19 protein-coding genes and 2 pseudogenes are annotated in these 20,624 nt (G+C 30.3%); 9 read left to right on the forward strand and 12 right to left on the reverse strand.

The genetic code is table 11. The features are described from left to right. Positions 1-33 precede the first annotated feature (33 nt). The 5 genes and pseudogenes from vvfC (at position 34) to AJ882_RS02640 (ending at position 7,089) form a co-directional block, all read left to right on the forward strand. A pseudogene (vvfC, locus tag AJ882_RS09480) lies at positions 34-3,484 on the forward strand (autotransporter serine protease VvfC). 80 nt (positions 3,485-3,564) lie between these two features. After that, complete coding sequence (gene argC, locus AJ882_RS02625; RefSeq protein ID WP_002857251.1) at positions 3,565-4,593, forward strand: N-acetyl-gamma-glutamyl-phosphate reductase; 1,029 nt, start codon at positions 3,565-3,567, stop codon at positions 4,591-4,593. 9 nt (positions 4,594-4,602) lie between these two features. Further along, positions 4,603-5,049, forward strand: coding sequence for a GNAT family N-acetyltransferase (locus tag AJ882_RS02630; protein ID WP_002860626.1), 447 nt, complete (start codon positions 4,603-4,605; stop codon positions 5,047-5,049). A 3-nt stretch (positions 5,050-5,052) separates the two neighbouring features. Continuing rightward, positions 5,053-5,898, forward strand: coding sequence for an acetylglutamate kinase (gene argB / locus AJ882_RS02635; RefSeq protein WP_083261803.1), 846 nt, complete (start codon positions 5,053-5,055; stop codon positions 5,896-5,898). 3 nt (positions 5,899-5,901) lie between these two features. Then, complete coding sequence (locus AJ882_RS02640) at positions 5,902-7,089, forward strand: aspartate aminotransferase family protein (RefSeq protein WP_074482881.1); 1,188 nt, start codon at positions 5,902-5,904, stop codon at positions 7,087-7,089. A gap of 19 nt (positions 7,090-7,108) precedes the next feature. Here AJ882_RS02640 and AJ882_RS02645 read toward each other — a convergent pair whose 3' ends face one another. Continuing rightward, positions 7,109-7,738, reverse strand: a complete 630-nt coding sequence (locus AJ882_RS02645; RefSeq protein ID WP_002851780.1) for a protein-L-isoaspartate(D-aspartate) O-methyltransferase — start codon at positions 7,736-7,738, stop codon at positions 7,109-7,111. A gap of 88 nt (positions 7,739-7,826) precedes the next feature. On the opposite strand from AJ882_RS02645, the gene AJ882_RS02650 reads away from it, so the two are divergent. Beyond that, complete coding sequence (locus AJ882_RS02650; protein WP_002867133.1) at positions 7,827-8,375, forward strand: gamma carbonic anhydrase family protein; 549 nt, start codon at positions 7,827-7,829, stop codon at positions 8,373-8,375. Here AJ882_RS02650 and AJ882_RS02655 read toward each other — a convergent pair. The 7 genes from AJ882_RS02655 to AJ882_RS02685 all read right to left on the reverse strand — a co-directional run bounded on the left by AJ882_RS02655 (position 8,344) and on the right by AJ882_RS02685 (position 13,506). Further along, entirely contained in the window at positions 8,344-9,717 is a 1,374-nt protein-coding gene (locus AJ882_RS02655; protein ID WP_079254344.1) for a nicotinate phosphoribosyltransferase, read from the reverse strand. The two genes, AJ882_RS02650 and AJ882_RS02655, sit on opposite strands and share 32 nt — an antisense overlap. Further along, positions 9,704-10,726 (reverse strand): ribonucleotide-diphosphate reductase subunit beta, encoded by a 1,023-nt coding sequence (locus tag AJ882_RS02660; RefSeq protein ID WP_002859397.1) that lies wholly within the window; start codon positions 10,724-10,726, stop codon positions 9,704-9,706. The genes AJ882_RS02655 and AJ882_RS02660 overlap by 14 nt, the downstream gene beginning before the upstream one ends. Before the next feature lie 2 nt (positions 10,727-10,728). Then, positions 10,729-11,151, reverse strand: coding sequence for an RDD family protein (locus tag AJ882_RS02665; RefSeq protein ID WP_002867136.1), 423 nt, complete (start codon positions 11,149-11,151; stop codon positions 10,729-10,731). Next, entirely contained in the window at positions 11,152-11,760 is a 609-nt protein-coding gene (gene pyrE, locus AJ882_RS02670) for an orotate phosphoribosyltransferase (RefSeq protein ID WP_002867137.1), read from the reverse strand. A gap of 2 nt (positions 11,761-11,762) precedes the next feature. Then, positions 11,763-12,326, reverse strand: coding sequence for a ribosome recycling factor (frr, locus tag AJ882_RS02675; protein ID WP_021137781.1), 564 nt, complete (start codon positions 12,324-12,326; stop codon positions 11,763-11,765). Between the two features lie 9 nt (positions 12,327-12,335). Continuing rightward, the gene (secG, locus tag AJ882_RS02680) at positions 12,336-12,707 is read right to left on the reverse strand and encodes a preprotein translocase subunit SecG (RefSeq protein WP_002854650.1); all 372 of its coding nucleotides are present in this window, start codon (positions 12,705-12,707) and stop codon (positions 12,336-12,338) included. A 103-nt stretch (positions 12,708-12,810) separates the two neighbouring features. Beyond that, on the reverse strand, positions 12,811-13,506 hold the full coding sequence (locus AJ882_RS02685; protein WP_002851668.1) for a Bax inhibitor-1/YccA family protein: 696 nt from the start codon (positions 13,504-13,506) through the stop codon (positions 12,811-12,813). A gap of 160 nt (positions 13,507-13,666) precedes the next feature. Here AJ882_RS02685 and AJ882_RS02690 point away from each other — a divergent pair, with 160 nt between their 5' ends. Next, complete coding sequence (locus tag AJ882_RS02690; RefSeq protein WP_002859401.1) at positions 13,667-14,302, forward strand: carbonic anhydrase; 636 nt, start codon at positions 13,667-13,669, stop codon at positions 14,300-14,302. Beyond that, positions 14,299-16,182 carry a mechanosensitive ion channel family protein gene (locus AJ882_RS02695; RefSeq protein ID WP_002859402.1) on the forward strand — a complete coding sequence of 628 codons (1,884 nt, stop codon included), beginning with the start codon at positions 14,299-14,301 and terminating at the stop codon, positions 16,180-16,182. Before AJ882_RS02690 ends, AJ882_RS02695 begins: the two co-directional genes overlap by 4 nt. Before the next feature lie 22 nt (positions 16,183-16,204). On the opposite strand, the gene AJ882_RS02700 is transcribed toward AJ882_RS02695, so the two are convergent. From AJ882_RS02700 to AJ882_RS02715, 4 genes and pseudogenes are all read right to left on the reverse strand, one after another. Then, positions 16,205-17,176, reverse strand: a complete 972-nt coding sequence (locus AJ882_RS02700; RefSeq protein ID WP_002890622.1) for an iron-sulfur cluster assembly scaffold protein NifU — start codon at positions 17,174-17,176, stop codon at positions 16,205-16,207. A gap of 9 nt (positions 17,177-17,185) precedes the next feature. Continuing rightward, complete coding sequence (locus AJ882_RS02705; protein WP_070279664.1) at positions 17,186-18,367, reverse strand: NifS family cysteine desulfurase; 1,182 nt, start codon at positions 18,365-18,367, stop codon at positions 17,186-17,188. Between the two features lie 177 nt (positions 18,368-18,544). After that, a pseudogene (locus AJ882_RS02710) lies at positions 18,545-18,945 on the reverse strand (hemerythrin domain-containing protein). 133 nt (positions 18,946-19,078) lie between these two features. Beyond that, positions 19,079-20,245 carry a hypothetical protein gene (locus AJ882_RS02715; RefSeq protein ID WP_002860616.1) on the reverse strand — a complete coding sequence of 389 codons (1,167 nt, stop codon included), beginning with the start codon at positions 20,243-20,245 and terminating at the stop codon, positions 19,079-19,081. A 158-nt stretch (positions 20,246-20,403) separates the two neighbouring features. On the opposite strand from AJ882_RS02715, the gene rpmI reads away from it, so the two are divergent. Next, entirely contained in the window at positions 20,404-20,595 is a 192-nt protein-coding gene (gene rpmI, locus AJ882_RS02720) for a 50S ribosomal protein L35 (protein ID WP_002777995.1), read from the forward strand. Positions 20,596-20,624 lie beyond the last annotated feature (29 nt).

Consider the following 20,624-nt stretch of genomic DNA (forward strand, 5'->3'; position numbering starts at 1 on the left):
TGCTAAAATTATATTTATAAAAAGGAGGGATTTATGAAACTAAAATTATCTTTTTGTACATTAATGGCATTTGGTTTTTCTAACTATCTTTTTGCTTCAGCTATTGATCCAAAGTTATTTTCAAGAATATCTTGATTTTGCCAGTAATAAAGGCAAATTTCAAGTAGGTCAAATTGGCTTTTAAATTTTAGCAAAAAATCCTAGTCAAAATATCTCTTTTAATGTGCCTATGATTGATTTTTCTACTTCAAATCGTGGAGGAAAATTCCAAGGAGAATTTACCAATATAGGACAATCTTATATAGTCAGCGCTTCTCATATGAGTACAAGTTTAAATACTGGGAAGTAAATAAAGGCTATGTGAAATAAGGTAGTGTTTTACACTTTGGAGGGGTAGCAAATAGAATCGTAAGCTCAAGTGATAATTTTACTTATAAAAAAGAAAATGTGGATTTTGCTGTTTTAAAAATGAGTAAGATTAGTCTCAATAAAAGTGCAAATTTGAGTAAAGATTTAAATCTTATTGAAAAAAATTCTGGCGATGGTGGAGATATTTATGAATACAAGGATCCATTTTGGGATAGTTGTCAAAGTGGAAAATGTGATTATTCAAAAGGTAAAGGCAAGCTTTTTGATAGTTCGCGTTATGAGTACTTTGTAAGAGAGGGAAGTGGTATTGTAGCTTTAGGTTTTGAAGATACAAATAAAGTACCCATTAAGATTTTTGATTCTAATGAAATCAATTTAGGAGGTTTTGTCAGTTTAACTCCTAAAAATACTGAAGATAAGCGTTTTAAGTTGCAATTTCTTAATTATACCAATGATAAAAGAAATTCTTTTACAAGTTCTTCAATATCCTGGGATTCTGGAAGTGGAGTTTATGTTTATGATAAGATGGATAAAAATGGTATTTAGTGGGTGTGGTAAGTACGAGTAATTGTAATGTCCATTTTACTATGGATATACTTGTTTACAGGTTGATTATGCTTTGATCAATCAAGTAAAGATCAATGAATTTTAAAATGCTCATAAAGTAGCCATAGGATCTGGAACTTATACACTTAGTAGCGATGGTTTGGTGAAAGATGGTAAAAAAATAGAAAATGTAAGTTTGATTTCTAAGACTAATGTGGGTTATGTAAGCTATAAAAATTCTTTTGATGATAAAAATAATTGTGATAAGAGAATTGAAGAAATGCAAAATAGCAAGGATTTGTATTTTTCTCAAAATGGAAGTATAAATTTAAATAGCGATGTGGATTTAGGCGCTAGTGTTTTAAATTTGATAAAAATTCAAATTGGCAAATAACAGGCGATAAATGGCTTATACATGGCGGAATTTATGCTGATAAGGGTTCAAGGTAGAATATAATGTTAAAACCAAAAAAGATGATTTTCTTTATAAAATGGGTGAAGGAGAGCTTGTTGTCAAAAGTCAAAGTGTGGATACAGGACTTAGAATGGGTGAGGACCAAGGTAAGTCTTGAGGGTGAAGGTTTAAGTTTTGGCGAAATTTATATGAATGGCAGAACTTTGGATTTATCAGGCTTAACATTAAATTTTGATCAAATTAAAACTGACTCTAATAATGTTTTTATCACAAGTTCTTAATCAGGAATACATTTAAATTTAGAAAACAAGCAAGATTATCTTTATCATGGCAATATCTTTTCAGATGAAGCTGTAACAATGAGTGCCAATACAGACAAAGCTTTGATTTTTGATGGTAATATTTACAATAAAGAAGGTGTTTTTAGGACAGAAAATGCCAAGTTAAATTTTCAAGGACATGCTAGAATACACGCTTATGTAAGCAAAGAACAAGCTAAAAAACTTCAAGAACATGGTTTAAGTGCTTTAACTAAGCCTTAAGTTTTACACAAGAAGATTGGGAAGATAGGGTTTTTGTTTTAAAAGAGCTTAATTTAGAAAAAAAGCGAGTTTTATTTAGGGCGTAATGTAAGCTTAAAAGTAGAAAACCTTAATGCTAAAAATTCCAAAATAGAGCTTGGAAGTAAAAATTTGTGGATCGATGAAAAAGATGGGGAAAATATTATTGATAAGACTGATGATTATTCTTATGGAGATGTTGTATAAACAAGAGTTGGCAAAGAAATGGCTTTTGAGCAAAAGCTTTAAAATACCCAAAATGCTAAGATAGAAAAGGTTTATTTTAGTGTAAATTTAAATCTTGATCATTCTGATGTTACTTTGCAAAACACATTTTTTAGCGGTAATATCAAAGGTATCAATGATACGCAAAAAAAATCTTGCGATTAAAGATTCTTTGCTTGAGTCTCATATATAAATGAGCAATCTTCAAGTAGAAAAAAGTGCTATTTATAGGAAAGTTGATGCAAAAAAATTAAGTGCAAATAATACAATATTTAAAATCAATGTGGATTTTGAAAATTCTAAAGCAGATTATATTAATTCTAAGGAAAGCACACAAGGAGTAAATAATACTTTAGTATTAATTTTTCTTAATAATCCTAGTAAAAAGCGGGTTTAAATATCTTACTAGCTCATTTAAAAGATGAAAATAAACATTTAACAAAGGAATTTTTTACTATGCCAAATGTGAGTAAGGTTTTAGTACGTATACCCCAAATGTTGTTTTTTCTCATAATGAGGAAAATTTTGCCCAGAGTGGAATTTAGAAAAAATTGATTCTAAGATTAAAGATGAATATTTTTTTACTAATGATATGTAAAAACTAAATCTATACTTGCTCAAGCTATTTTAGGCTCCATGATAGGAGTGGAATAATATGCATAAAAGAATGGGGGAATTACGCAATAATCCTTATGAAAGTGGTGTATGGTTAAGAACTTTTGGATGGGGTACGAGTGATGAGTATAATAGTGGAAAATACTTTGAAATTCAAAGCGGACATGATAAATTAAACGAGTATTCGAATTTCGAGCTTTACAGTGGAGTAAGGTTTTTATAGTGATTTTGTTTTAGATATATTTATTATCAAAATGAAATAAATGCAAATTTTATTCCAGGAAATCAAGGTAGATTAGATGATAACGATGGTTCGCATAATATTATCTTAAGTGCTGAGTTAGGTTATAGAAAAGCTTATGATAAATTTTATCTTGAGCCGAGTTTGGAATTTATCAGTGGTTATGTAGGAGCTATGGATCTCTAAAAGGAGATATTGCTAGTTTAAAACGATTTTCTTATATTCCTTTAGTCGTAAAAACAGCATTTTTCATAGGAAGTCAAAATTAAAATTTAAATTTTAGAACAGGACTTGGTTTGTATGCGGATCCGATTAAAGCAGGAGATCAAATCTTGGAGGATCAAGCAAGTCAGAGAAGATATGAAGAAAAAAGATCAAAGAATGTTTATAAATTTAGGAAATGATTATAAGCTTAACGATAAAACACGCTTTAGTTTTGAATTTGAAAAGACATTTTTTGGCGATTTAAATGTAGATTGGAGTGCAAATGCTAATTTAAGATATAGTTTTTAAATAAAAAATAATTTAAAAATTGTATTTTTATTTTAAGCTTTTTTGTTTATAATACTTGCTTTTACATTTAAAGGATAAAGATGAAAATAAAAGTTGGGATTTTAGGAGCGAGTGGTTATGCGGGAAATGAACTTGTTCGCATTTTGCTTAATCATCCCAAGGTTGAAATTTCTTATTTGGGTTCGAGTTCTAGCGTGGGGCAAAATTATCAAGATCTTTATCCTAACACCCCTTTAAATTTATGTTTTGAAAATAAAAATTTAGATGAACTTGAACTTGATCTTTTGTTTTTGGCTACTCCGCATGAATTTAGTGCTAAACTTTTAAATGAGAATTTATTAAAAAAGATGAAAATCATTGATTTAAGTGCGGATTTTCGTCTTAAAAATCCTAAAGATTATGAGCTTTGGTATAAATTCACTCATCCTAATCAAGAGCTTTTGCAAAATGCGGTTTATGGACTTTGTGAGCTTTATAAAGAAGAGATAAAAAAAGCAAGTTTAGTGGCAAATCCAGGTTGTTATACCACTTGTTCTATCTTAAGTCTTTATCCGCTTTTTAAAGAAAAGATCATTGATTTTAGCTCAGTTATTATTGATGCAAAAAGTGGGGTAAGTGGAGCAGGAAGAAGTGCAAAGGTGGAAAATCTTTTTTGTGAAGTTAATGAAAATATCAAAGCTTATAATTTAGCTTTGCATCGCCATACTCCTGAAATTGAAGAGCATTTAAGCTATGCAGCCAAAAAGAAAATCACTCTACAATTTACCCCTCATCTTGTGTCTATGCAAAGAGGAATTTTAATCAGTGCTTATGCAAATTTAAAAGAGGATTTGCAAGAACAAGATATACGCGATATTTATACAAAATACTATCAAAACAATAAATTCATAAGGCTTTTACCGCCGCAGTCGCTTCCGCAGACTCGGTGGGTTAAATCAAGCAATTTTGCGGATATAAATTTTAGTGTAGATCAACGCACAAAGCGTGTTATTGTGCTTGGTGCTATTGATAATTTAATCAAAGGTGCAGCAGGACAAGCTGTTCAAAATATGAATTTAATGTTTGATTTTGATGAAGATGAAGGACTTAAATTCTTTGCAAATTTGTAAAGGATAAAAATGTTAATACGAGCTATGCAAAAAAGCGATTATGAAGCCGTTTATAAGCTTTGGTGTGAGATAAAAGGCTTTGGGATAAGAAGCATTGATGATAGCAAAGAAAATATAGAAAATTTTTTAGATAGAAACCCAAATCTTAGCGTTGTAGCAGTGATTGATGAAGAAATTGTAGGAAGTATACTTTGCGGGCATGATGGACGCACAGGAGGATTTTATCATGTATGTGTACATAAAGATCATAGAAAAAAGGGCATAGCGCACGAGATGACAAAATTTTGTCTTGAGGCTTTAAAAGCTCAAAAAATCAATAAAATCGCCCTGATCGCTTTTAAAAACAATGATTTAGGCAATGAGTTTTGGAAACATTATGGTTTTACTTTAAGAGAAGATGCGAATTATTACGATCTTTCTTTAAATGAGTATAATCAAACTAGCTTTAATGCTTAAGGAATGATCATGCAAAAATATTTAGAAAAAGCCAATGTCTTAATCGAAGCTTTGCCTTATATACGCAAATTTAATTCCAAGATTATACTTATAAAATACGGCGGATCAGCTATGGAAAATGAAGAGCTAAAGCATTGCGTGATGCAAGATATAGCTCTTTTAAAACTTGTGGGTTTAAAGCCTATCATCGTACATGGTGGGGGAAAAGATATTTCTGCTATGTGTGAAAAATTAGGCGTAAAGAGTGAGTTTAAAAACGGTCTTAGGGTTAGTGATAAAGCCACTACTGAAGTAGCCAGTATGGTTTTAAATCATATCAATAAAAATTTAGTCCATAGTTTGCAAAATTTAGGAGTTAAAGCCATAGGGCTTTGTGGTAAAGATGGCGCGCTTTTAGAATGTGTGAAAAAAGATGAAAATTTAGCTTTTGTTGGCACGATACAAAAGGTAAATTCGAAAATTTTAGAAGAGCTTTTGGAAAAAGATTTTTTACCTATCATTGCTCCTATTGGCATGGATGAGAATTTTAATACTTATAATATCAACGCTGATGACGTAGCTTGTGCGATCGCTAAGGCTTTAAGGGCTGAAAAACTTGCTTTTTTAACTGATACTGCAGGGCTTTATGAGGATTTTAATGATAAAAATTCTTTAATTTCTAAAATCAGCCTTGAACAAGCTAAAATTTTAGCTCCTAAAATAGAAGGTGGTATGCATGTAAAATTAAAATCTTGCATTGATGCTTGTGAAAATGGAGTCAAAAAGGTACATATTTTAGATGGGCGTGTGAAACATTCTTTGTTGCTTGAGTTTTTTACCGATGAAGGTATAGGCACTTTGGCGGGTTAAAGGATGAAAATGGATTATAAAGAACAAAGTCATATTGTCCCTACTTATAAGCGTTTTGATATAGTTTTAGAAAAAGGGCAGGGGGTTTATCTTTTTGATGATAAGGCTAAAAAATATCTTGATTTTTCAAGTGGTATAGGTGTTTGTGCTTTAGGATATAATCATGCTAAATTTAATGCTAAAATCAAAGCTCAAGTGGATAAACTTTTACATACTAGCAATTTATATTATAATGAAAACATAGCCGCTGCAGCTAAAAATTTAGCCAAAGCTAGTGCTTTAGAGCGTGTTTTTTTTACAAATTCTGGTACAGAAAGTATAGAAGGAGCGATGAAAACAGCTAGAAAATACGCCTTTAACAAAGGTATTAAGGGTGGACAATTTATCGCTTTTAAGCATTCTTTTCATGGGCGTACTTTAGGGGCTTTATCGCTTACTGCTAATGAAAAATATCAAAAGCCTTTTAAACCTTTAATTTCAGGGGTTAAATTTGCAAAATATAATGATATTTTAAGCGTTGAAAAACTGGTGAATGAAAAAACTTGTGCCATTATCTTAGAAAGCGTGCAAGGAGAAGGTGGGATAAATCCTGCAAATAAAGATTTTTACAAAGCCTTAAGAAAGCTTTGCGATGAAAAAGATATATTATTAATCGCTGATGAAATTCAATGTGGCATGGGTAGAAGTGGAAAATTTTTTGCCTATGAGCACGCACAAATTTTGCCTGATATCATGACTTCAGCTAAGGCCTTAGGTTGTGGGCTTAGTGTGGGTGCTTTTGTAATAAATCAAAAGGTAGCAAGCAATTCTTTAGAAGCAGGCGATCATGGTAGTACTTATGGTGGAAATCCTTTAGTTTGTGCAGGAGTGAATGCAGTTTTTGAAATTTTTAAAGAAGAAAAAATTTTAGAAAATGTCAATAAACTCACGCCTTATTTAGAGCAAAGTTTAGATGAGTTGATAAATGAATTTGATTTTTGTAAAAAACGCAAAGGCTTAGGGTTTATGCAAGGGCTGAGTCTTGATAAAAATGTAAAAGTAGCTAAGGTCATTCAAAAATGCCAAGAAAATGCACTTTTACTGATAAGTTGCGGGGAGAATGATTTGAGATTTTTACCTCCTTTGATTTTGCAAAAAGAACATATTGATGAAATGAGTGAAAAGTTAAGAAAGGCTCTAAAGAGTTTTTGATAAATTTTGTAAAAAAAGTTTATTCTTTCCCATCTACTATAGGCACAAATAAACATTCTTCTAAAATTTCTTTTTGTAAATTTGTGCCATTTTTTCTAAGGCGTGTGATGAATTGTTTGCCATTGTGTAAAATAGGAGCAACTAAAATACCATCATCGCTTAATTGATCGAGTAAAATTTCAGGAATTTGTGTCGCATAAGCAGAAAATAAAATCCTATCATAAGGAGCATAATTTTTCCAGCCATTTTGTCCATCATCAAATTTTACATTGATATTAAAAAGTTCTAATTCTCTGAAAGTTTGAGCGGCTTTTTTGGCTAAATTTTCTATGCGTTCTATGGTAAAAACACGCCTTATGACTTTGCTTAAAATCGCAGCTTGATAGCCACTTCCACAACCTATCTCTAAAATACTATCAGCATTTTTAAAATCTAAAGCCATAGTCATTTTAGCTACAGTTAAAGGTGAACTAATCCATTGAGAATTTGCTAAAGGCAAAGCATCAAGGCGATAAGCATGGGCTTTTAAAGGAGAAAAAATTTCACGCGGAATTTGACAAAAAGCATTAAAAAGCTCTTCATTGATAAAAACTTTTTGTGCAATTTCTTCAGCCATATTTTGACATCTTTTTTGTTCAAATGCGTTCATTACTTCTCCTATAAATTTAAATAAAAATTGTAACTAAAAAAGTTGAAATAGAGTTAAACTTAGCTATACTTAAATAAAAAGGAAAAAAATGCTTATAAAATTTAAAAATCATAGTCCCAAACTAGGTCAAAATGTTTTTGTTGCAGAGGGCGCTAAAATCATAGGAGAAATAGAAATAGGAGATGAAAGTAGTATTTGGTTTAATTGTGTTTTAAGAGCCGATGTTAATTTTATAAAAATTGGCAAAAGAACCAATATTCAAGATCTTAGCACAGTTCATGTTTGGCATAGGGAATTTGATAAAAAAGGAAAGTTAAAAGATGCTGGTTTTCCTACGATAATAGGAGATGATGTAACTATAGGACATAATTGCGTTATCCATGCTTGTGTGATAAAAAATCGTGTTTTAATCGGAATGAATGCTGTTATCATGGATAGTGCTTTGATAGAAGAAGATAGCATAGTGGGTGCTGGAAGCGTTGTAACAAAGGGTAAAAAATTTCCGCCACGCTCTTTGATACTTGGAAATCCTGCAAAATTTGTGCGTGAATTAAACGATGAAGAAGTCAGCTTTCTAAAACAATCCGCTTTAAATTATGTGGATTTTAAAAACGAGTTTTTAAAAGATCTTCAGTGATATTTTGAAGTTTAGGCGAGAGTTTTACTTCAAATTTCACAAAACGATCAAGATCTAAAAAACTCTCATCGAGTTTTGAAATTTGCTCTTTTGTATAATCTTGAATAGTATTTAAAGATGACTTTTTAAGAAGTCTTTTTTCTTTGTAGACTAATTCTAAAAGTTCTTTGCGTTCTAAATTTTCATCTTGATTTGGGTTTTCGTCAAAAACATAAAGTTCATCAAAAAGGATTTTTTGCGTGTTTTTATCATAAACCCTAAAAAGCTTTTTAAAATGAGGTAGGGTTGATTTTTCGTTATTTTCGCTGATTTTGATTTTAGGTTTTATGCCTTGATCTTCTAAGGCTGCGAGTTTATAAACGCAACTAAAAATAGGGTCACTTGAAGCAGTGATCAATCTTTCACCTACACCAAAGATATCAATAGGTGCATTTTGTTCTTTGAGTTTTTTAATGCTCCATTCATCAAGTGCGTTAGAAACTATGATTTTACATTTTTGAAGTCCTGCTTGATCAAGTTCTTGTCTGATTTTCAAACTCAACTTAAGTAAATTTCCAGAATCTATTCTCACGCCGCCTTCTTGAATACCAAATTCTTTAAAAACTTTAATCGCATTTTTAAGTCCGCTATTTAGACAATCATAAGTATCAATCAAAAAAACAGGATTTTTTGGATAAATTTTCACATAAGCTTTAAAAGCTTCAAGTTCATTTTCAAACATTTGCACCCAAGAATGTGCCATAGTTCCATTGATAGGGATATTATAAATTTTTCCTGCTAAAGTACAAGCACTTCCTATGCAACCTCCTATAAAAGCTGCTCTTGCTCCTTTTAAGGCTGCTTCACTTCCTTGTGCTCTGCGTGAACCAAATTCTAAAATTTTACTGTCTTTAGCTGCACGCACGATACGATTGGTTTTGGTAGCAATAAGGCTTTGGTGGTTTAAACTTAAAAGTAAAAAAGTTTCTAAAAGCTGTGCTTCTATGGTTGTAGCTTTAACGCAAAGTAAAGGTTCGTTTGGAAAAATCACTTCTCCTTCACGCATAGCATAAATTTCACCCTTAAATTTAAAGTTAGCTAAAAAATCTAAAAATTTTGTATCAAAAATACCTTGTTTTCTTAAAAATTCTATATCTTCTGTATCAAAACTCAAATTTTCAACAAAGTCTAAAATATCTTCAAGACCTGCAAAAATAGCAAAAGAACCTGAATCTGGAATTTTTCTAAAAAATATATCAAAATAACAAATTTGATCTTTTTTATTGTTTTTGAAATAGCCTTGAGACATTGTAAATTCATAAAAATCACAAAGTAAGGCTAAAGAAGTTTTAGAAGTCATCAAAGCTTATACTACCCTTAGAATAATTCGTTACTTTACTTTCAAAGAAATTGCTCTTTTGATCGTTAAATTTTGAAAAATCATCTACCCATTTAATAGGATGTTTTGCATTATATAACTTATCTAAATTGATCGCACTTAATCTTTGATCTACAAGATAATGGATATATTCTTCTATGATATCATCAGTAAAGCCCATGATTTGATTTTGAGTGATGTATTTACCCCATTTGATCTCAAGATCTCCAGCTTTTTTAAACATATCATAAATTTTATTGATATTTTCATCATGGAATAAATCAGGTCTTTCTTTGCGTACTGAATTGATCATATTTTGAAATAATAAAAGATGTGTGATTTCATCTCTTTGGATAAAGCGGATCATTTGTGCTGAACCTAGCATTTTTCCTGCACGTGCAAGTGCGTAAATGGCAGTAAAACCACTATAAAAATATACTCCTTCTAAAATTTGATTTGCCACCATAGCCAAAAGAAGTTTATTATCATCTACATCGCCTGCTAATTCTTCATAAATGCTTGAAATAAAGTCATTTTTTTCACGCAAAGTTTCATCATGCTTTTCCATTTCATAAATCAAATCTGTATTATCGCAAATCGCTTCTACCATAACAGCGTAAGATTTTGAATGGTTTGCCTCTTCATAAGCTTGGCGTGCCAAAACCGCATTGATTTCAGGAGCTGTGATGTAAGGGTTGATATTATCTGCTAAATTATTGGTTTGAAAACTATCCATAGAAATAAGCTGACTCCAAACCAAATCATACATTCTTTTTTCACCTACAGTTAAATTACAGCGATAATCAAGTGCATCTTTAGTTGTATCCACTTCTTTTGGAAACCAAGTATTTGCCTCCATTAAATCCCAAAGTTTTAAAGCCCAGGTATATTTTGCCTTAGTGAAATTTAAAATTCCATGTGGGTTACCATCAAAAATTTTACGATCTCCTAGGGTTTCGTTTGAGTTTGGATTGTAAATTCTTTTTCTTTGCATTTTTAACCTTTCTTTATGCTTTTAGTAGCTATACAACTTTGAGTTAAAATATCGTGTAAATTTAAACGATCTTTTCTTACAAAACTGACAAATAAACCAAAGAGTAAGCCAAAACTTATAATAAATATCACATATCTTAGTAAAATTCTAAGAAAACTTAGTTTCTTTCCCGTTTTTATATCAATAAGATATAAATCATATGCTTTAAGACCTGGGCTTTGTGCCTTTTTTGTTAAAAAAATAGCTTGAATCAAGCCAAATAAAAAAGTACATAAAGTTGTGATAAAATGGTTGTTTAAAAAAGCTTCTTTAGAGCCTAATAGAAAATAAAATAAATACAAAATAGGAATATAAATAAGAAAAATATCTATAAGCAAAGCTCTAAATCTTAGCCATCTAGAGCTAATTTTTGCTTTAGTTTTCATTTAATTTCCACGACTTCCTGGTTTTATAGCTTTACTCCCTTTTTTACAAAGTGGACAATTTGTTTCATCGTAAATTTCAAATTCAAAATTTCCTAGAGTAAAGAGTGGTAAATTTTCAGGTAATTTCGCATTATCTTTTCTTGGAGATTTTAAATTTTCTACTGCACAAAAACCACGATTTGCCAATGCTGCAAAACCTACAACAATGCCACCTAAACTTTCAATGATTTTTGCACTCTCTAAAGCACTACCACCTGTAGTAATGATATCTTCACAAATTATAAATTTTTCACTCTTTTTTACCTCAAAACCACGTCTTAAAGTCATTTCTTTATTTACTCTTTCGGTAAAGATAAAACGTTTACTACAAGCTCTTGCAAGCTCATAACCTGCTAAAATTCCACCTAAAGCAGGAGAACAAATGCTATCAAATTCTATCTTATAGCTTGTAATAATCTTTGCAAGTTCATCACAAAGTTTTGCTGCTAATTTTGGATCCTCTAAAACTTTTGCACTTTGAAGATAAAATTGCGAATGTTTACCTGAACTTAGTAAAAAATGCCCTTCTAAATAAGCACCACAATCTTTATAAATTTGCTCTAAATTCATCGTTAAACCTTTAAAAGTTCGCTTTCTTTGTTTTTTACACTCTCATCAATTTTTGTTGTATAGGTGTCGGTAAGTTTTTGCACTTCATCATAAGCTTTTTTTGCTTCATCTTCGCTTATTGCCTTATCTTTTTCTAGTTTTTTAACTGCATCGTTGGCATCTTTGCGTATATTTCTTATAGAAACTTTTGCCTTTTCACCCATAGCTTTAGCTTGTTTTACATTTTCTTCTCTTTGCTCTCTAGTCATCGGAGGGAAAAATAATTTTACACTTTCGCCGTCATTGTTTGGATTTACACCGATATTTGCAGCTGCAATAGCGCTTTCTATGGTTTTTAGTAAAGGTTTTTCCCAAGGAGTGATGCTAATAGTTGAAGCATCACTTGCTAAAACAGTTGCTACTTGATTTAAAGGAGTTTGAGTTCCATAATAATCCACTGTAATATGATCTAAAATATGGGTATTAACTTTTCCAGTTCTTAAAGTGGTGAAGTCTTTTTTTAAGGCTTCTAAAGATTTTTCACTTTGGGTTTTTTGTTTGTTAAAAATTTCATTTAGCATTATCATTTCCTTTAATTATTTACTTGAGTTAACATCGCTTGGAAGTTGTGGTGCACTTGGAGCGATAGAATTTGTGTTTGGGGTAGCAGGCACAATAGGAGCACTTGGAATAGTAGTATTGTTGTTTTCTACTTTAATTTTCTCTGCTAGAGAGTCTTTGCTAGCTTTATTGTATAAATAACCAAGACCAATAGTATTTGCAATAAGTAAAATTCCCATAACAAAGGTAAATTTTGCCAAAAATCCAGCTGGTCCTTTGGCGCCAAATAAACTTTCATTGCTTCCACTATAAGCTCCAAGTCCTATACTTGAACTTTTTTGAAGTAAAACTGCTATACAAATAACTACAACGATGATAAATTGTAAAATGATTAAAAGAGTGATCATTGAAAATTCCTAAAAGTTAATTTTTAAATGATTATTTTAGCTAAATAAAACTTGAAAAGTTTTGAAACTTGAAAAGTTTTTGTGAGAAAAATCCCACAAAAATTTATCTGCTATTGAAGCTTCTTAAGATATTAAGTAAAGATACGAAAAGATTAACAAAATCAAGATAAAGTGCTACTGCACCTTCGATTGGAGTTTCATAATTTCCGCGGATAATATTTTGCGTATCATAAAGAATGTAAAATGAAAATAATATTGCAGCTACTGCTGAAATAGCTAGATTAACTATACTGCTTTGGAAGAAAAGGTTTAGTAAAGATGCTGCTACAATAACGATTAATACTATAAATAAAGCTTTACCCATAACGGTAAAATCTTTTTTTGTATTCATAGCAAATACGCTAAGTCCTGCAAAAGCAACCGTTGTTAAAGCAAAAGCTTGAGCGATGATAATTCCTCCAGCTGGTAGAGCTAAAACTGAAATAAGCAAAGGTGTAAGAGTTAAACCTGAGCAGAAAGTAAAACCAAAAAGTAAAACAAGATTTAATGGAGCCTCTCTTTTTTTCCATTGCAAAGCAAATAAAAGTCCGATTTCAACAGCAAAAAGGATCCAAAAAGTTACTTGTGATTGTATAAAAAATGATGCTAAAGCAAAAATTCCTACATACGCACCTACTGTTGCAGCTAATAATGAAGCAGCAAAAAGTTGATAAGTTTGTTTAATAAAAATACTTAATTCGCTTGAACGTGTATTTTCAAATTCTTTTGATCTTGAGTAGTCTCTATCATAAAGACTCATAAAATTCTCCTTGCAAAATTGTTAGATTTTTTAAAATCTTGAGCGAAATCTAACATATTAGACTAAATAAAAAGTTAATTTATATAATATCTTTATGATTAAATGAAATCTTTGCTGAAATTTTGTTATAATTTCAAGATTTTAGTTTCAGGTTGGTTTTATGGAAAATCTTATTAGTGGTGCGATTAAGTTTATGCAAGAAGACTTTAAGGAGCATGAAGAACTTTTTGAAAGTCTAAAAAATAAGCAAAATCCCCATACTCTTTTTATAGGTTGTTCTGATTCTAGAGTAATTCCAAATTTGATCACCAATACGGGTCCAGGTGAGCTTTTTGTAATACGAAATATTGCAAATATAGTTCCACCTTATCGCATTGGGGAAGATTACTTAGCGACAACTTCAGCAATAGAGTATGCTTTAAATTCATTGCATATTAAAAATATTGTCGTTTGTGGCCATAGTAATTGTGGAGGTTGCAATGCTCTTTATTATTCTGATGAAGAGTTAAATAAAATTCCTAATGTGAAAAAATGGCTTACTATGTTAGATCCGATAAAAAAAGATGTAATGATTTTTGCAAGAGACGATTTGGCTATGCGCTCATGGCTTACAGAAAAATTAAATTTAGTAAATTCTTTGCAAAATATACTTACTTATCCAGGCGTGCAAGAAGCTTTAGATGAAGGAAAAATAGAAGTACATGCTTGGTATTATATTATAGAGACAGGTGAAATTTATGAGTATGATTTTAAAGCAAAAATTTTTACTTTAATACAGGATAGGAAAGTTCAATGAAGAAAATTATTTTTAGTTTATGTTTTTTTATTTTATACCTTGGAGCACAAGAATTTAAATTTATTGATGCGAATATTAGTAAAGAGGATGAAGGAATTTATGCTTTAGTTGAAAAATATGTTGATCTTAACAATCAAATTAAAGAATTTAAGAAAAACAATGATGAAAATTCAAGCACTTTTAATGGTATTTTAAGTGAATTTGAAAAAGACAAAAAGACTATTTTAGCAAAAATACCCGATATGATAGTAGGACAAAAGATTAATGAAGAGGCAGTGGCTAGATTTTTAAAAGCAAAAGAAAAATTACTAGATGTTCAAAAAAAGAATATTAATAAGCCTTATATTTATACAGATGCCACTCTTAATCTAGTTTATTTTAATATTGTGGAAAGTTTTTATTCTTCTTTGTTTGAAGTGGAAAAACTTTTTAAAAATACAGCAAGCAGTGAAGATTTGATTGCTACTGTTGATAAGGCAATGGAAAATTTACAAAATTCTTCTAATGTTAATTTAGATAGTTTTAAAAGCAAAATTACAAATTCAGAAGAATTAGAAAAAATTACCCTAAAAGAAAGATATATCAGTAATGCTGTAGATTCTTATTCTGAAATTCTTAAGTATTTACGCTCAAATGCAGATTTGCTTGAAAGTAATTATATTTTTTCATTACTCGAGCTTCAAGTTTGGATAGATCGTATAAATGAGGCAATTGGGGTAAGTTTTGTTAATATCGGAAAAATAGTAATTTCTGCTTTGGTTTTAGTATTTTTTATATCTTTAAGACGTTTTTTTGCAAATATAGTATATTTTTTCCTTGTTCAGTTTTTTTATAGAAATAAAAATGATGTAGATGATATTAAAGTCATTTTTATTGAGAATATTAAAAAACCCGTAGGCTTCTTGTTGATTGTCTATGCTATTTCTCTTTGTCTTACTATAGCAACTTATCCTGCACCTTTGAGTGTAAATTTAAGTAATTTTTTTCATATAGTTTATGCAGTTTTAATTGCATGGCTTATTTTAAGAATGCTTGATGGTTATGGCGTGGTATTGGTTTCTAAACTTGCTCAAAAAAGTGGAAAAAAAGAAGTTGTAAATTTAATTATTAAAATTTTATATTTTGTCATTATTATTATAGCTTTATTATATATTCTTGCTCAACTTGGTTTTAATATTTCGGCTATTATTGCATCTTTGGGAATTGGTGGTTTAGCTGTTGCTTTAGCGGCGAAAGATATCATTGCAAATTTCTTTGCTTCTATACTCTTACTTTTTGATAATAGCTTTAATCAAGGAGATTGGGTAGAGGTTTCAGGCATAGAAGGAACCGTGGTTGAAACAGGACTTAGAAAAACTACTATTAGAACTTTTGATAATTGTCTTGTATTTTTACCAAATTCAACTATTATGGGAGCTAATATCAAAAATTGGAGCAAAAGACGCATGGGTCGCCATGTTAGAATGTATTTGGGTGTTGGTTATGATGCTACTCCTGAAAAACTAGAACAATGTGTAAAAGATCTAAGAGAATTTTTGCATACAAGTGATTTAGTAGCTCACGATGAGGATAGCGCATTAAAATATGGCGATCATACAACAAAATATCGTCAAAATCTTGTATCTATTAATGATTTAGAAGGCTATAAAAATGCTTGTTATGTGGCTTTAAGTGAATTTGCAGATAGTAGTATTAATATAGAGCTTTATTTTTATATCAAAGAAATAGGTGGAAAAGATTTTAGAGAAGCTAGACAAAGTTTAATGCTTGAGTTTATGCGTATAATTGAAAAAAATGGTTTAACCTTTGCTTTCCCAAGTCGTAGTATTTATATAGAAAATTTACCACCCCTTGATTTGCAAGCAAAAGCTATAAAATAGCAAGATTTTATCTTGCTATTTTTTAAACCGGCATAACGCGTATATTTGGACTTAATTCTTCTTGTAAAATTGTTTCAATAGCATAAAGTGTTGCACCACTTCCACTAGAACAACCACTACAAGCACCAAGATAACGAATATAAACATCAATTGCTGCACCTTCAGTCTTTTGTATATCAATCACTTCCAAATCTCCACCATCATTATGAAGCATAGGGCGAATTTCAGCATCTAAAACACTTTCAACTGCTTTTAATTGTCCCACTACGGTCATTTCATCAAAAGCTACATCACTTTTCATTGTATTTTTGAGTTTTTCTCTATCTATTTCAGCTCTAGTTTCAGCTAAAATATCTACAAGGTAATAATCTCTTTTTTCATGTCCGCCTGGTTTGATACAGGATTTACAAAAAGCACCCGCTTTAGTATATTGTGTGATTTCTTCTACGCTATGCAAATCATTAAGTTTAATCACTTCTTTAATAGTTCCAAGACTTACCCTAGCGCACTCGCAAACTATAATTTGATCTTCAAAATCTTCAGGACTTATACCTTTATAATGCGCTGCTGCTTGTTTGATTACATCATAAGCCATAACCGAACAGTGCATTTTTTGAGGTGGAACAGCTGGAGTTTCTGGATTATCACGCATAGCAAATTCCACATCTAAATTTGTGATTTTTACTGCTTCATCTACAGTTTTTCCTATACAAAGATCCACCATAGTATCACTACTTGCTATAGCTGTACCACAACCAAAACTTTTAAATTTTGCATCGATAATTTTATCAGTTTTTTCATCTACAAGCCAAAAAAGTCTTACCGCATCGCCGCAACTTTCTGCACCAAAATCAGCTACGATCAATTTTGCATTGCGTGCTTTAGCATCTTCTTCACTAAATTCTCCCATATGTTGAGGATTATTCATTCTATCTTGAACTTTTTGTGAATACTCATCCCAAATGGATCCACCAATTAAACTATTTTTTCCCATTTTTCATCCTTATTTGTAATTATTTGGATTATAAGCATAAGTACAAGAAATTGCTCTTAATCTCTGTGTTGCATTTTTAATTTGTTTTGCTGCATAATCAATTTCTTCTTCAGTGTTAAAACGTGACAAAGAAAGCCTTAAAGCTGTATGCGCTAAATCATGCTCCGCACCGATAGCTTCCATAATAGGATTGCTTTCTAAAGCTTCACTTGCACAGGCTGAGCCCGTACTTGCAGCTATACCGTTTTTATTTAAATCCCAAAGCATTGCTTCGCCTTCAACTCCTTTAATACTTGCTAAGATTGTATTAGGCACACGGTGTTCTCTTTTTCCAACCACTGTTGTATCAGGCAAGGCTAAAATTTGATCTTCTAGTTTATCTCTTAAACGGCGTATATGAGAATCTTCAAAATCAAGCATAGTATTTGCAATACGCAAAGCCTCGCCCATAGCCACTATATAAGGCGCATTTAAAGTCCCGCTTCTACGACCACCCATGTGTTCTCCACCGTGTAAAAGTGGAGTAAGCTTAAGTCCTTTTTTTATAAAAAGTCCACCCACACCCTTTGGTCCATGAAATTTATGAGCTGAAAATGAAGCAAAATCAACTCCTACTTGAGTTAAATTAACCTTTATTTTACCTACTGCTTGAGTAGCATCTGTATGAAAAAGAGCACCAAATTCATGCGCAAGTTCTGCCATCGCTTTAATATCAAAAATCATACCTGTTTCATTATTTGCCCACATAACACTTACAAGTGCTGTTTTATCGCTAATCACTTTACGCAAATCTTCTACAGTAGAAACTCCTTCTTCGTTTACAGGAAGTTCTATGACTTTTACTCCAAGACTTTTTAAAAAATAAGCAGCAGCAGCAACAGCAGGGTGTTCTACACTAGAAATAATCACTTCATTGCGCTCTCTATCTAAAATATGATCAAAATACACACCCTTAAGCACCCAGTTAATGCTTTCTGTCGCACAGGAGGTTATAACTATGTCATCTAAGTCATTTGCTCCAAGCCCTGCATAAAGTTTATCTAAAGCTTCTCTTAAAGCAGGATGTGTTGCGCTTCCATATTGATGAAGGCTATTTGGATTTCCATATATATCCTTTAAAAAAGGTAGCATCAACTCATAAGCATTAGGATCAAGCATTGTCGTTGCGTTGTTATCTAAATATACTTTCACTTTAAAATCCTTAATTTATCCTTAATTTTAATTAGGATATTTTTTATCTTTATTTAAAAACGGATAATAACAAAAATTTATAAAAATTAGGTTAAAAATTATAACAAAAATAAAATGCTAAAGTAAAATTTTAAAGTGAAATATTTTGTGAATTTTATATAGCAAAAATGAGAAATACTATTTCTTAAATTTTTCTTCGTAATACTTTACTATTTTTGAATCTTCTTTGGCTGTATGTTTAAAGATAAAATCTTGAACAACGAGATTTAATTTTTCGGTCATTATATTTACAAATTTAGCTTCACTGATGATAATTTCTTCAATTTCTAAGATAATTTTTCTGTGAATTCTTGTATGATGGTTGATATAAGGATATTCTATTTCTCTCATAAAGGCTTCTTCATCTGAAAAATGTCTATTGATCATTATTAACAACTCTCTTAAGACAATTTTTAATTCTTTTGTTCCAACATGACATTGGTTCATTAAAGAGAGTTTTTAGAAATTTCAAAAAGTTCTTTATGTTGATGATCTAAAAGATCATTATTCATTGAAATAATTTTTTCATTATAAATCATGGTTTTGAGTACTTTTATATTTATATTTTTCGAGAGCGGATTATAATGCTATAATACTTAAAATTTTATTAATTAATTATATAAAAATTATTATTAAAGTATTTATAATTTATATATTTTTAAAAAAATTATTTTAAACCATCACAGACATATAAGAGTTTAAAATTTTATTTATATTTGCTTGTTTTTGACGACGATCTAAAAAATTTTCTATAGAGCTAGAACGTAGTTGATTTGCTTCTTCTAATCTTTGCGTATCTTGACTTTGGTTTTGATATTGTTTTTTAAGAGCATCAAAATCATTGCGATTTTGATCGATATAAATTTGAAATATTGAACTTGAATTTGCAAATTCTCTTAAATCCATATCTTTTTGGTAGTTAATATATTGTTGAAAAAATACAGATAGTTTATCTTGAGTACTTGTTTTTTTATCTACGCCATTCACATAAAGATAAAGATCAAAACTCATCTTTTTTTCATTTTCTTTTTTGATGTAATCTTCTATATCTGTTTCGCCCTTGAGAATTTTTTGTAAATTTTGATGAGAGCTTAGTTCTAAAGTGGCAGGTTTCATAAAAAAGTTAAATTCTTTTTCGTTTTGAGTTTTTATATCATGGTAGATAAAATTCATTAAAAGACCAGATTTTGATACTTCTGCATTTTTAGTTAAATAAGGTTTTAAAATTTCATTAGAAGAAGTGTTTTCTATGGCTTTATCAAAGTGAAAATTAGTTATTTTATTATCTAACATTAAAGTATTTAAATTTGTGATATTACTTAATGCCAAATCAATTTCTTCTTGATTGTTGTAAATTCTTGAAATTTGGCCTAAAAATTCTCCATTATCTGTTGAAAAACCTGATGATAGTTTTGAAATAAGATCGCGACTTAAATAAGCATTATCATCTTGTAAAAATTCTGAATTTATAGATTTTAATGAACTATGATAGCTGTTTAAAAGATAAGGTAGATCAATTTTATTGTAGTTTAAATTTTCATCTTGTTTTGCGAGTTCTTTCGCTATGCTTCTAACGCTTTTAATGTTGATATCATAAGATTCTGGTATATTTGCAATTTTATTTAAATCTTTATCAAAAAAACCTTCTTCATTGATTCTAAATCCAAATTCACTAGCATAAGTGATATTATTAAAAATATAACTTAATTGTTCTAAGCTATTTTCATTTCCTTTTTGATCTAAGGCTTTGCTATCTTTAATCAAATTTAGAGCAGAGCTATTCTGCAAAGGATTAGATAAGGTTAAATTTTGATATGGATTTGCCGAATTTATAGTCATTTTAAATCTTTCCAAAATATTGCTGATTTTTTTATAAGCAAAATGTGTGCCAAGTTTTTTAAAAATTAAATTCAGTCAAAAATTAGAAAAAATTTGATAGTATTTATCTTTTCTTTTAAAGTTTGAAAAATAAAAATTTATCTAAATAAGGAAAGCGTATGCCAAAGATGAAAAGCGTTAAAAGCGCAGTTAAACGCTTCAAAGTAGGTAAAAATAAAATCAAAAGAGGCTCAGCTTTTAGAAGTCATATTTTGACTAAAAAACCTGCAAAAAGAATGCGTGATCTTCGGACAGCTAAATATGTGCATAGCACAAATGTAAAAGCTGTTGAAAAAATGCTAGGAATTTAAGTTTTTGACTAAAAGTCATTCAAACTCCC

Origin of the sequence: Campylobacter sp. BCW_6461, from assembly GCF_001762735.1 — a bacterium.
Classification (GTDB): domain Bacteria; phylum Campylobacterota; class Campylobacteria; order Campylobacterales; family Campylobacteraceae; genus Campylobacter_D; species Campylobacter_D jejuni.